Source organism: Viridibacillus sp. NPDC096237 (assembly GCF_050278625.1).
In the GTDB taxonomy this organism is placed as follows: Bacteria; Bacillota; Bacilli; order Bacillales_A; family Planococcaceae; genus Viridibacillus.
The window spans coordinates 1-13,189 of sequence record NZ_JBNNTI010000039.1 but is presented as its reverse complement, the minus strand read 5'-3'; the positions used below and the strand labels follow the sequence as shown (position 1 = coordinate 13,189).

General features: G+C 32.5%; 12 protein-coding genes and 3 pseudogenes. 4 read left to right on the top strand and 11 right to left on the bottom strand.

The window, feature by feature from the left end; genetic code table 11:
- Positions 1–263: 263 nt before the first annotated feature.
- The 4 genes and pseudogenes from ACQKMD_RS17470 to ACQKMD_RS17455 all read right to left on the bottom strand — a co-directional run.
- Positions 264–545: a hypothetical protein gene (locus ACQKMD_RS17470; protein ID WP_427753584.1), complete on the bottom strand. Its 282-nt coding sequence runs from the start codon at positions 543–545 to the stop codon at positions 264–266.
- A gap of 26 nt (positions 546–571) precedes the next feature.
- Positions 572–961, bottom strand: a complete 390-nt coding sequence (locus tag ACQKMD_RS17465; RefSeq protein WP_427753582.1) for a GNAT family N-acetyltransferase — start codon at positions 959–961, stop codon at positions 572–574.
- A 292-nt stretch (positions 962–1,253) separates the two neighbouring features.
- Positions 1,254–1,547, bottom strand: coding sequence for a CD3324 family protein (locus ACQKMD_RS17460; RefSeq protein ID WP_427753581.1), 294 nt, complete (start codon positions 1,545–1,547; stop codon positions 1,254–1,256).
- Positions 1,548–1,729: 182 nt separating this feature from the next.
- Positions 1,730–2,315: pseudogene (locus ACQKMD_RS17455) on the bottom strand (AraC family transcriptional regulator); the annotation flags it as partial.
- A gap of 283 nt (positions 2,316–2,598) precedes the next feature.
- On the opposite strand from ACQKMD_RS17455, the gene ACQKMD_RS17450 reads away from it, so the two are divergent.
- The 3 genes from ACQKMD_RS17450 to ACQKMD_RS17440 all read left to right on the top strand — a co-directional run bounded on the left by ACQKMD_RS17450 (position 2,599) and on the right by ACQKMD_RS17440 (position 6,360).
- Positions 2,599–4,263, top strand: a complete 1,665-nt coding sequence (locus ACQKMD_RS17450; protein ID WP_427753579.1) for a ribonuclease J — start codon at positions 2,599–2,601, stop codon at positions 4,261–4,263.
- Positions 4,264–4,674: 411 nt separating this feature from the next.
- A complete protein-coding gene (locus ACQKMD_RS17445) occupies positions 4,675–5,109 on the top strand; it encodes a MarR family winged helix-turn-helix transcriptional regulator (protein WP_427753578.1) in 435 nt (144 codons plus the stop codon).
- Positions 5,110–5,163: 54 nt separating this feature from the next.
- Positions 5,164–6,360, top strand: coding sequence for a serine hydrolase domain-containing protein (locus ACQKMD_RS17440; RefSeq protein ID WP_427753577.1), 1,197 nt, complete (start codon positions 5,164–5,166; stop codon positions 6,358–6,360).
- A 524-nt stretch (positions 6,361–6,884) separates the two neighbouring features.
- Here the strand turns inward: ACQKMD_RS17440 and ACQKMD_RS17435 are convergent.
- The 7 genes and pseudogenes from ACQKMD_RS17435 to ACQKMD_RS17405 all read right to left on the bottom strand — a co-directional run bounded on the left by ACQKMD_RS17435 (position 6,885) and on the right by ACQKMD_RS17405 (position 12,259).
- Positions 6,885–7,466, bottom strand: coding sequence for a WD40 repeat domain-containing protein (locus tag ACQKMD_RS17435; protein WP_427753576.1), 582 nt, complete (start codon positions 7,464–7,466; stop codon positions 6,885–6,887).
- 194 nt (positions 7,467–7,660) lie between these two features.
- Positions 7,661–8,014 carry a hypothetical protein gene (locus tag ACQKMD_RS17430; RefSeq protein ID WP_427753574.1) on the bottom strand — a complete coding sequence of 118 codons (354 nt, stop codon included), beginning with the start codon at positions 8,012–8,014 and terminating at the stop codon, positions 7,661–7,663.
- A 932-nt stretch (positions 8,015–8,946) separates the two neighbouring features.
- Positions 8,947–10,113, bottom strand: a complete 1,167-nt coding sequence (locus ACQKMD_RS17425; protein ID WP_427753572.1) for a hypothetical protein — start codon at positions 10,111–10,113, stop codon at positions 8,947–8,949.
- A gap of 258 nt (positions 10,114–10,371) precedes the next feature.
- Positions 10,372–10,554: pseudogene (locus tag ACQKMD_RS17420) on the bottom strand (recombinase family protein); the annotation flags it as partial.
- Between the two features lie 75 nt (positions 10,555–10,629).
- A pseudogene (locus ACQKMD_RS17415) lies at positions 10,630–10,866 on the bottom strand (MBL fold metallo-hydrolase); the annotation flags it as partial.
- A 249-nt stretch (positions 10,867–11,115) separates the two neighbouring features.
- Positions 11,116–11,379 carry a hypothetical protein gene (locus tag ACQKMD_RS17410; RefSeq protein ID WP_427753570.1) on the bottom strand — a complete coding sequence of 88 codons (264 nt, stop codon included), beginning with the start codon at positions 11,377–11,379 and terminating at the stop codon, positions 11,116–11,118.
- 256 nt (positions 11,380–11,635) lie between these two features.
- A complete protein-coding gene (locus ACQKMD_RS17405; RefSeq protein WP_427753568.1) occupies positions 11,636–12,259 on the bottom strand; it encodes a WYL domain-containing protein in 624 nt (207 codons plus the stop codon).
- 99 nt (positions 12,260–12,358) lie between these two features.
- On the opposite strand from ACQKMD_RS17405, the gene ACQKMD_RS17400 reads away from it, so the two are divergent.
- Positions 12,359–12,961: a DJ-1/PfpI family protein gene (locus ACQKMD_RS17400; protein ID WP_427753566.1), complete on the top strand. Its 603-nt coding sequence runs from the start codon at positions 12,359–12,361 to the stop codon at positions 12,959–12,961.
- Positions 12,962–13,189 lie beyond the last annotated feature (228 nt).

The window sequence follows — 13,189 nt, the reverse complement described above, 5'->3', positions numbered from 1 at the left end:
GCTGAATAGATCAAATCATTTTTCTATATGCTCCAATAGGTTAAATGTTTCTTCAAGTAGGTTAAATCATCTTCTGAATGAGTTAAATCAAACGCTGAATAGATCAAATCATTTTTCTACATCCTCCAAATAGGTTAAATACTTCTCCGAGTAGGTTAAATCATCTTCTGAATGAGTTAAATCAAGCGCTGAGTAGATCAAAACAGGCTCTCCTATTATTCAAAAACCTTAGTTATTTCAGGTATGAGATAACATCTGGAACGTCAGCTTGTTATTTTTAAATGTTCTTCTTTATCCCCCATTACCATAAGTGTCGAATTCGCTTCTTTAAAAATAGTTATTTCATAATTTTCACTGTTAATGGGCATAAATTTTAGAATGGCATTCTTCGTCTGTTCTGTTGCTAAAGCATTTAGTACATTTTCAATTTTTATTTTTTCGGTTGCCAAAATATCATATAAGATCAACGTGTTTTCTTCATGATCTGCTATAGCAATTGCATTTAAGTCTCGTATATAGAATAGGTTATCCTTAAAACTGAACAATTCAAAGTAGTTTCAATAGAACATGACTAGCCCAGCGTTTTCCACCATTGAAAGTGCAAATTGTGCTTCAGTATTCTTTGCTGTTTCATAAAGCAGATAAAATCGTTAACATTATCGATGTCCATTTTTCGGACAGAATAGGGATTTTCTATTTTCGATACTTTTGTTGTTGCTTCATATTCATCTACAGGCACAAACCCAAACTTAGGGTAAAAATCAAGAACGCTGTCGTTGGCGAAAAGATAGAACATATCACATTTATCTTTCCATTCATCTAAAACAGTTTCCATGAGTACTCGGCTTAGACCTTGGTTGCGGTAATGTTCATCTGTCATAACCGTACCCAACTGAACAAATCGTTTTTTCTTCCCAAAGACGATAAAATCAATTGTACTGACTTTATTGTGAGAAACCAAACCATTTTATCGTTATCTAACAGTGAATACAAAATACAATTCTCTTTCCAACATCCACTCTTATACCACTTTTCAAAATCGAAATTATAAGTTTGTTGTGTAAGTAAATTAAAACTTTACCTTAGCTCATTATCATACTGGTAGCGTGATATTAATTTATAGTTTTTGCCGTTTATTATTACGTTTTTCATTCAATTTCCCTCCTGACACTTATCTAAATAAATTATATATTAATTACATACCTGGAAAAAACCTCATTCTTTTTTCATAAAAGAAAATAAGCCAATGTAGTTTATAACCACATTGACTTATTATTTACCTTCTTTTCTTTTAGTATGATTCTTTGGATACTTTTTGATGATAAATAATATTTTCCCGCTAAAGTAGTTGTATCTATTCCCGATAAGAAATCGTTGTAGATATTAGAATTCCTTAAATCCAATTCTCTCCTTGTAGCAGTATCTGTTCCCCAAGTCTTTTTATTTTCTTCTTTTCTTGGGATGTAAATATATTCACCATCAACATATTTCTGTATCAACTCTACCAACTCTGTTGGCAGAAGATTATTTGCTCTTTTATAGCTCATATTTGCACTCCTAAATTTTAATAGTTCTTTTAGGAATAGCAAAGGCTATTATGTTGTTTATAATATTTTGCAATAGCCTTTACTATGCAAAATTAATAACTTCTCTTCTCATAAAATTTAGCCCTCCTTGTACCTTCTCGATTTATTATTTACTTCAATTATTATCCATATCGTATCATATATTACTCACTAAAATCCAAATTACTTGGTTGTTTTGGAAAATGCTCTTGTGAAAGCATATTTGTCGTAGCTACTTTTTCGTTCACTTCTTCAAAACGAAAGCCATCTGCCCATACTTTCCCAGTACCAATAAGTAAAACGCCAAAGTGAATGGAGGCACTTTCTTCTGGAACATCTAAAATAATTGAATAGTGATTCCAACCAGTTGTTCCTTGAATCGAGCGATTATCCATATTATCAAATTGAATGGTATCGCCAGAAGTGTTATCAATTCGAAGCCATGCACCGCATTTTGTAACGTTTTCTGTTTTTAAAAAGCACGAAAGTTTTAATCTTTCCTATGTAATCATGTGCTTGGAAGCCTTGCATGATTGTTGCAAACTGCTGTGTGTTTGCTTCACCTTTTGCAAAAAGTAACCCTGATTTAGTCCCTGAGTGAAATACATCCCCGTCTACTACAAAGTCATACAACTCTGGATTAGAGCCACTTAAACTCCACCCTTTAATTTGTTCGCTGGTATTCATCGTTTTCTCCTCCTTCATCATTCGTACTACTTGCATTAACTTTCGATACTTCCCAGGTGGCAACTGTCCTTTGTAGATAATTGTTCGACAAATATCCCCAAATACCTCTACTTCTATTTGAGTAAGAACCATTAAGATTTTATGTCACTAGGATTAGCTTATTGGGTATTGCTAGTAGTCCAAGGGTAAAAGCATATATTTTCTATTAAAGCCTTCTACAATAAGTGATTTCGTATAGAACAAAGACTCAAAAGCAATACTAATGAATGAAGTCTAAACTTGTAACTAAAGCAGCCTATATTGTACAGCAATAGAATTAGAAGTAGTTGAGTAGGAGGAATTTATATTGACTTTAAATGAAAAAACATTATCTATTTTTGCCTTGGGTGGCATTAATGAAATAGGTAAAAACATGTATGTAATTCAATACGCAAATGATATTGTGATCGTAGACTGTGGTGCTAAATTTCCTGATGAAAGCTTATTGGGTATTGATCTAATTATCCCTGACATCGGTTATTTGCAGGAAAACAAGGAAAAAATCAGGGCTTTAGTGGTGACACATGGGCATGAAGACCATATCGGGGGAATTCCTTATTTCTTACAAAAACTAAATGTTCCTATTTACGCTAGCCGTTTTACACTTGGTTTAATTGCACTGAAATTAAAAGAACATAAACTTTTTAGGACTACAGAATTAGTAGAAATCAACTCAGATTCAAAGTTAGACTTTGGTGAAATTGCAGTAAGCTTTTTTAGAACAAGCCATAGTATTCCCGACTGCCTAGGCATTGTTTTTGACACACCAGAAGGAAAAGTCGTTCATACAGGGGACTTTAAATTCGATTTAACGCCAATGAACGATCAATATTCTGATATTCATAAAATGAGCGAAATTGGTACACAAGGAGTATTGCTCCTCATATCTGAGAGTACTAATGCAGAGCGTCCTGGCTCTACCCCGTCTGAGCAATTGGTAGGCGAACATATTGAAGCAGCCTTTATGAAAGCTAAGCGCAAAATTATTATTTCCACCTTTGCTTCAAATGTAAATCGTATTCAGCAAATAGTTCATGCAACCTTAAAAGCAAATCGAAAGCTTGCGCTGCTTGGTCGTAGCATGGTGAATGTCGTATCTGTGGCTTTAGAACGGGGGTATTTAGATATACCAGATGGCTTGCTAATTGAGGCACGCGACGTAAAGTATTTACCTCCTGAAGATGTTGTAATTTTATGTACAGGCAGTCAAGGAGAAGCACTAGCCGCCCTTTCTCGTTTATCTACTTCGAATCATCGAGAAGTAAAAGTGTTACCTGATGACACTGTTATTTTTGCTGCATCCCCTATTCCTGGGAATGAAAAAGATGTATCGCGGATAGTAGATAACTTATTTCAATTGGGAGCTAAAGTTATTTATGGATCTGCAAGTAAAACGGGGATGCATGTTTCTGGACACGGCTATCAAGAGGATTTAAAGCTTATGTTAACCTTAATGAAACCAAAATATTTTATCCCCATTCACGGTGAGTATAGAATGTTATACCTACACCGTTTGTTAGCTGAGTCCGTTGGAGTTGAGGAGAAGAACACCTTCATCATTAAAAATGGGGATGTCGTGGATATTGAAAATTCACTAGCTCGTCAGACTCGAAAAGTTTCGTCTGGTGATACTTACGTTGATGGAATCGGTATCGGTGAAGTCGAGGATATTGTTTTACGAGATCGAAGACAACTATCTGAAGACGGCATGCTCGTAATTGTTGTAACTATTATTAAAACAGAAGGCACACTCGTATCAGAACCTAACACCATTTCCCGGGGGTTTGTCTACGCAAAAGATTCCGAGGAGCTACTAAGAAATGTGAACGATATTGTTAAAACAACCGTAAATGATTCTTTGGATGGCAGTATTAATAAAATGAAGAAAAAGATAAAAAAATCAGTAGGTCAGTATTTAAATGCTCAGACAAAAAGAAAGCCGATGATTTTGCCTGTTATTATTGAAATTTAAGTGGAAAGTATTTACTCAAAACGTGATTATCTTGATAGGGTGGCGGTCGCTGTTTCAAGATAAGGTCGGCATCATTTTTTCATTAAGCCTATAAATGTTTATAAATCAATGTATATAGGCTTTTTTCTTTTCAGAACACTTACTGTACTAAACTTTGGATTTTAGCATGAGCGCGGGCCAAACGTTTTGACCCTTCACAACATCATAACGGTATGACACTTTTTTATAAGTGTTTGATTAAAATAAAGGTTAAATGTTTATAAAAAATGAACCAGAATTTTGACTGAAGGTAAAATCAATAGTGTTTAATTTAAAATCAACAGCTCAAAACAGGTACGTGAAATGGAAGATTGACGTTTGACAGAATACTTGATAACATGTTAGATATCTAACGTATTAGTGGGTGATTTTTTGTCTTTTTATGAACAAATTAAGCGTATTAATGAAGCTGAATATACAATAAACCGTTTGATATATAAACATTATAAGCAATATTTATATAGCAACATTTCAACACAACAAGCGGTTGTATTAGATATTGTGTACTTAGCAAAACGTATTACGGTCGGTGAAATTGCTATTGAAATGAATATTAGCTCTAGTGCAGTTAGCCAATTAATTGCGAAATTAGAAAAGAATCAATATATCAAACGAGAAATTAATCTACAAAATCGACGTGAAGTATTTATAACGTTAGATGAAAATGGATTGGAGTATTTTTCGAAGCAAGATTATGTAGAACAGAAAATCGCAGATAAAATTTACAGCAAACTTTCATCAAATGAGGTAGATGAATTGGAACGCATTGTTGAAAAATTAAGGGAGATTGCGATGAAGGAATTATAAAAATTTCTTCATACCTAATATGTTAGATATCTAATTTATTTAGGGGGTTAATGAGTGAAAGATTTACTTAAAAATATCGAATTTAACGGTGCAGTGTATTGTGAAAAAAATGGACAAATCAAGCAGTATTATCATGGTTATCAAGAACTCGAAAAGAAGCACCTTATTAACAAAAATACACAATTTAATCTGGCATCATTAAGTAAAATGTTTACAGCGGTAATGACGTTCCAGCTAATCGAAAAAGGACAGCTACAGTTAGAAGATAAAATTACAAGGTGGTTTAACGTACCGCATTTTACTGAAGTAACAGTTGCACAATTACTTAGACACACATCTGGTATTCCAGAGTATATCACAGAAGATTTAACAATAAGTTTTGAAACATTTATCGAAGTGGCGCTACCACAATATGCGCCGAATGAGCATTGGTCTTACAGTAATACAAATTATGTTTTGCTTGGAAAAATAATTGAGGAAGTGAGCGGTTTATCGTATGAAACGTATTTACAACAATATATTGCAGAACCATTAAATCTTACCTATATGACCACACAACCTACAAAGCAATTCGAAGCGCAAGGTCAAACGTATGATTATGAGGAGCAGCAATATAAAAAGGTGCTTGATGACCCTTTTTTACACGAAATTGAAAAATACAATGATGTATATGGTGACGGTGGTATTTATGCAACAATGGAAGAGGTAGCGAAGTTTTTAAAAGCATTTTGGCAAGGTCGGTACATTAGCAAAGAGATTGTGGAATTTATGTTAACACCAACAGAAGTCGCTGAGAATTATAGTTTTGGTTTTATCATTCAAGGTGAGTGGGTTGGTCATACAGGTGGATGGCTTGGTTGCTCAGCACAAGCCTTTATTAATATATCCACAGAGGAAGTGATTGTGTTAGCAACGAATCAAGAAGTGTTTCCGCAATATGAACAAGAAATTATGGATAACTTAATGGGAATACAGTATGCTGTAGGAGCACCAAAATATGTAGTAACTTTACCGCTTACTAATAAAGATGATATTACGGGTCGATATGAATTAGCAGATGGACTTGGCACAAGATTTACGATTGAAAAAGATGTACAATTTATAATTTCATTTGAGCAACAGTTGTCTGTGCCTCTTTTTAAAATTGATGAGTCGTATTATTGGGTACGCAATACGATGAGTTATGTAGATGTTGCGAATCATTTATTTATCGATGAAGGTGTTGAAGTACCTTATCAAAAAGTCGATTGATATAATCAGGAAAGTTATACTTGTATGAAAAAATTATAAAAGAGAATGTGCAAGGGGCTTTAATCATTTTCAATAATGGATATTTTAATAACAACGTCCCAGTTCTAAAATACCATTTGATACAATCTACACTTTCCATATCTAGCTGATACAGATGAAAATCCAAATAACATTAAAGGAGGCAAATTCTTCATCCTTTCAGCAAGAATTGTTTTATTTATTTTTCATCTTGCTTCATGGGGACATATCCAACAAAATATTGCGAACTTATTAACCAAAGCAGGTATTATCTCACCCCAGGGAAAACTTGCTCACCAAAATGCTCACATAATTATTTTATTCAGTTGATTTTAGAATCGATAAAACCCATGAAAAATCAACGTTTCTCATACTTAATTAACTGAGTTGAACTAGCTTTATTTGGCCAAATGCTTTCGACAAGTTAGGGGTAGCTAGTTAATCTGATTAAAAACAAAAAAAGGTTATCTGGTCTTTCCCATATGGAATCAGATTGATAGTAATCACTATTTAACGTAATACTTGTAAATCCCTCCACCAGCAACGATTAAATATTTGCTGTCTTTAGAGAAATTGATATTATGTCTGTCAATTAGTTTTATTTCATATAAAAATTTATAGGAACCATCATATATTTTAATACCTCTACCTTCTAAAGTAGCGATTCTAGTTCCATCGGGACTGATTTTAACATCACCAAAAATGGTATAAGGTCCTCCGAATTTTTTAAGAATCTTTCCTGAATTTGTATCAAAAGCGTAAACGCTTTGATTTTCTTCTCCAATGACTAATAACAATTTATTATTCTTTTTTGTAAAAGTGATATGTGTTACCATTTCATCGAAAGTAAATTCCTTTATTACATCCCCGGTCTTTGTATCGTTTAAAACAACACGATTGTTATCATTATATGCTGTAGCTAGAATCGAACCATCTTCTGAAAGTGCAGTTGTAATTCTTTCTGTTTCATCAGCTATATTTACCACATTTAATTCTGAATCCACAACTTTCCCATTAATTTTGTTATAGCTAGCATAAGCTATCCCATTTTTCACATCAAAAAGGGAATAAGTTTTAAAATCAAACATTTTATATTTAGCATAAGAATTAAATTTATAATCTTTATAATCAAAAACACTACCATCATAATGAACTAATCCGTTTTCCCAGAAGAAAATAGAATTTTTCGTGTTTCTATTTTTACCAAACTCTTTTACTACATCCCCATTTTTTAAATTAAATAGAGTTGAACCTACGTCAAAGGATGTATCTACTTTTCTTCCTATATACGACTCTTTAACATGCCAACCTTTCTAGAAACAGTGATAGGCAATTTAACTTTTTTGCCATATGCTTTTACATAAACATATGCTTTACCTACATTTTTAGACTTCACAATGCCTTTATTAGTAACAGTCACAATCTTCTTGTTCGACGAACTAAAAGATACTTTTGGATTCTTTATGATTTTCCCGTTTTTCTTTACACTATAGGAAACTTTAGAAGAACTGTTGTACTTAAGAGTACTTTTACTAAGCTTTGCAGTAATCGTAACCTTACTTGCTGCATCAGCAACTGGGGGTACCAAAGAAAATAAAAATAAAACAACTACCAAATAACTGATGATCTTCTTCATCTACAACTCTCCTCTAGCTTTTTACTGGAGAAAATTCCCCGTTAAAATTATATCATATTAGGGATGTTAATAATCTGAAAATTCAAGTTCATAATAACCTTGAAGTTTATATAACTAATGAATATGTCATTTATTTTCACTGCATGGCTATGGACATGAAAAAAGTAATGGGATTATCCACCACTTTTGTTTAGACTATAAAGCTAACTTATAAGCTATTTCTCCCACTCTTTCAAATGTTAAAAATCATTGTTTGTATGGTCTATCCATTTTTCGTCAATTCTGTATTCAGGGTCATTAGCTGATAAGAAACCGAATGATGAAAGTAATTTCACCTACTAATTATCGTAAATCTGTACTGTTGCTCTATAAATGTTAAATTTCATTATATTTAAATACATAATCCACCTTTTTTTCATTTTTTAACTTCCACTAATAATCTGTCACCTTCAAAAGGTACCTTTTTAAAACATAACCGCTTCGTTAGTTGAATAGCAACTTTGAGAAAACAGCCTTTATCAAAAACTGCCCTTTGTTTAACTAATCGACTGTCAAAATACTCTTTCTTTTGGTTATATCCAAATTATAGCATTTACTATTCAACTAACCTGCGCCTTTAGTTGAATATGAAAAAAGTGCAGTCTGATCAGCCAACGACTCACTACATGACAAAGTCAATTTCCTTACCGTATAGAAAATTGACTTTTTGGTTATTGTGAAGGTATTAAGGATAATATAGGCCTCACCATATCAAAAAAGAAAATTGTACGTTATGACACAATTTGGAGGCAAATTAATTAGTTACCTGTACGTTAGGTTCAAAATTATTTATCAAAACAAGTTTTTTGGTAGTGTATAGAACCTATAAAATAAAAAAAGAATCCCCTTCAATAAGCTCTTTAAAGGAGATTCTTTTTCAAATTATATTTTCTTTACTCGTTACTTATTTTCACCAATTTTTCACCTTGCTCTAAAAGTGTTTCATAGTCATTATTCTCTTTAATTTCTTTTATTTTATTTTCAATTGTGGACGTATCATTTATATTAAAGTACGTATTTAATACTTCATATGGTGTCTCTCCTTGTTTAGTTGCACTATCTTCAATAGCTTCTTTCCATGGAATATTTGCTTTATCCATGCTTAATTCAAGAGCTGAACCAGTCTCATATCTCATATTCCGCTCTAAAAACCTTGGAGATTCTGCCTGTCCATTAGCAATGAAGTTGAATGCCTCCATAAAAGTAACATGATATGGCTTCTGTTTCTTTGCAAGTACCATAAGATTTCCACCAGTTAACTTACTATAACGATACTCTAAGTATCGTGCTGAACCTTCTATTGCTTCAGTTTTTGTTTCTCCAATTAATTGAGGCCATTTTTTATAGCGATAATTACGTACAATTGTCCAATCATATAATGCCTGTTTGATACTTTCTGGGTTCGTATCAATCATTGCTTTATCTAATAGCTTAAATTCTAATCCCATTAACGCATAATTTTCTTTATTTATCGGATATTCGTGAATAAACTCTCCACCATTTGCATCATATGTCCAATCTTTTTGTTTATAAGCATGAAAAGCCTCATGTAATAAGAAAGACGAAAAATCAAAATATAAATCTGGATTACTAAACATTTTAGGATAATATTTTAAATAAAACACATCCATATCGTTAATAGTCATTGTCCCAAAATTCCAAGGCATCCAGGTAGAAATAGTTCTAAAATCAAAACGAGTTAAGCGATAGACCTTAGGTAAATGCAAAGAATTTGGGACTTTTATTTCTTTTGCAAAAATACTATTTTCTAATCCCTTTACATTAACTGCATAAGCTTCTTGCCTAAAGAATCCCCCATCTTTATTACTACGTATCAGAACTAATGGCTTTTTTTCGAAATGATAATCTTCATTCCAAAGTTTATCACTCGATTCTTCGAAGCTCTTATAGATAGTAGATAATTCTTTTAACATGTTTTGATCCGTTTCATTTAAAGACTCAAACTCTGTATGATATTTTTTATTTAAAATTATGCTTCCCAACATAATTCCTATAAATATCACCAATAAGATTAGAATTACTCTTAAAAACTTTTTCATCATACACTCCTTTTCTAAAACGATAATCCTTATGATGAGTAAGGTTTACAAATCCTATGTTTATTAATATTCTTTTGGTGCAGACCCAATTTTATATAATAATTATAGAAAATACAATGTATACAAGATATTATTTTGATGGTTGTTCTATCTTATCAAAAATGTATTAATATTCGATGGTTATTCAATTTTATTGTAGGGGGATAGTGCCAGCGTCCCTACAACTGGCATAAAGTATTATTCTATGTAGGAAAGTTGCTACTTTGTCTCTTCATATTCCTTCATTATTTTATAAAACGTTTTTTTCTTTAGCTCTAACATTTCCATAAACATAACAGCAATAATTTCGCCACTCTTCCATTTTGAATGAGTTTCTTCTATTATATTTATTTGTTGTTTGCTTAAGGTTGAAAGGTTCACTTTAGGACGGCCTAAATGTTTGGATTAACGCCCCCCGGTACTTTAAGAAGCAACTTCTCTTCTATTACACATTATGTTTAATGTAACTTACCCTAATAAATCCCCTTGAATATATGGCTTATCGAGATCGTGAGCATATACTTTAACATTACTTCCACACTCCAGTAATATCTCAGGAAAACTACCTATACAATCAATATCCTGATGCGTCAAAATTATGACCTTCAGTTTATCGAACGAAACTCCTACCTTTTCCATTGCCACTCGAATATCCTCACTTTGTCCAGGAAATCCAGTGTCTATTAAAAACGCCATCTCTTAATCCCATAAAAGAGTAGAAAAACTGCCGCTAAAACAACCTGTCGATTATTTAAATTCTACTAATAATTGTTGCAAAAATCGTATATTATATTGAACTAACCTGCACCATTAGTTGAATTAGGTTGTTGTTCAAGACACTCTGTATTACAATCATTAAGACGTTTGTATCACGGAAACCAAAGCATTTGTCGGTAACAAATAATATCAACTGAAAACAAAATGAATGTTCGTTTCTAGTTGATATTATTTAATTGATCATCTTTAATTATTAACTACATTTAGGCACCAAGAGAAATTATCCCAAGCAGAATACCAGCCGTTGAAAAGCTCGGACGAATCATCCCAACGGACATCGAATTTTTTCTGCCCGTTTACATCCACTAAGTACAAAGCAAGGGTCTCATCCGCCTTAGAGACAGCTAGCTTCATACCGGTTTGTAATTCTTCTTCAGTGAATTGAACGTCTGAAACCGGACGTAGCTGTGCCTGTTCAAATACTTGTTTGTTACTGATTTTGTAATTCATAATAATCCTCCAATAAAACTTTCAATTAATTTTAAGTTCCTACTTTATCTGCAAATCATAGGACTATAAAAGTATATCCTATATTATTCAGCAATGAAATTATAAAATTACTTGTCTTTCTTAGACAGTCTATTGGATTAAATTTTCTATCAAAAGTTGAACTATTAATCTTCGTCTAATCTGACCTACCCCATTAGTACAATAAGTTCAACAAAAAGGAGTATAGAAGAATTTTATAATTGGTTCCTATACCAAATCACTGGTATAAAACATTCAATACTAAAATTTTCTTTTTTATTTCAGCTCTTAACTCTATGGGTTGAACTACTTTTGCATGCTTTCCCATTTGTATGAAATAATCTGCCAAAAAGTCAATTTCTGCTGCACTTATTGAACCCTTAATGACTCCATGACCTTTACTGTTTATTGATATTTGATAGTATGACCATACATTAGATTTATATTTTTCTACTCCTTCTGGCGTTAACTCCACAATAAGCTCATACTCTTTTTTTGATGATAAAAGGTTAATAATATCATTTAAGTTGGTTTCATTTAGATTCATCTTGTCTTTTCTTGTACTTAATCCGACCTCTGATATTCGATCGCAACGAAAAAGTCTGAATTCCTTCCTAAGATAACAATATGAAGGACAATACCATCTTCCATATTGAGAAAACAATCCAATTGGCTGAATGTCTCTTTTAACCCCCAAGTAAGAAATCCTAAGCGGCTTATTTCCTATTGCCGCCATAATCAGCTCTTTTAATAGGGGACTTTCTTTACTCTGATTATCTATTTTGAAATCAATCTTAACCTTAAACTTTTTAACTCGATTAATATACAACCTTAATTCATTTAATCTAATTGCCTTACTCAAAATTTTTCCCCTTTTACCAATTGTGTCATCATTACATTATATACTGTAGACAGTATCAAATTAATAGAATTTTTGTGATTTATTTGGGAGGGATTAAGAATGAACCAAATTGAGAAAAAAGAGATTTTAATTGTAGTGTTGGAGGAATTCGCTGATTGGGAAATGTCTTATGTAGCAGCTTTTTTAAATGATACAGACAAGTACACCACTAAAATAGTTAGTGTAAGCGAGGGTATTATAAAGTCAATCGGCGGATTAAGTGTTCTTCCAGATTATACTTTTAGAAGTATACCTGAAATTTTTTACGGTTTAATACTGATTGGGGGAAAGTCATGGCGTAAACCGCTAAACAACATCATTCCAGTTATGGAAAAGGCACTTACTATGGATATTCCAATAGGGGCAATATGTGATGCAACAGTTTTTATGGGAGCCAACGGATGGTTAAATGAAATAAAGCATACAAGCAATGATCTTAATGATTTAAAAACTTACGCAAAAGATAACTACCGAAATGAAATAAACTATGTACTAGAGCAAGCAGTTACTGATGGAAAAATTGTGACGGCAAATGGAACAGCTTCTTTAGAATTTGCAAAAGAAATTCTTGAATTATTAGAAGCATATCCTAAGGAACATATTAATCAGCTTTATAACTTTCATAAATTAGGATATTATGCAGCAGAAAAGACAAATTCTTAAATATCAAATATTCATAATGCACTACGATAAGCAATTATGTGCATTTTTCCTATCATTTATAATCTTATGCTCTCTTGAATTTTGATGTATATTATTTTATCTTACTTCTTCAACTAACTTGCTCCGTTAATACTGAATCGGCTACACTAAGTTGGACAAAAAAAATAAGGGCTATTACACTTAGACTACCAACTTAAAGGAGCGTGCTACTATGTCACGTCAACGTCG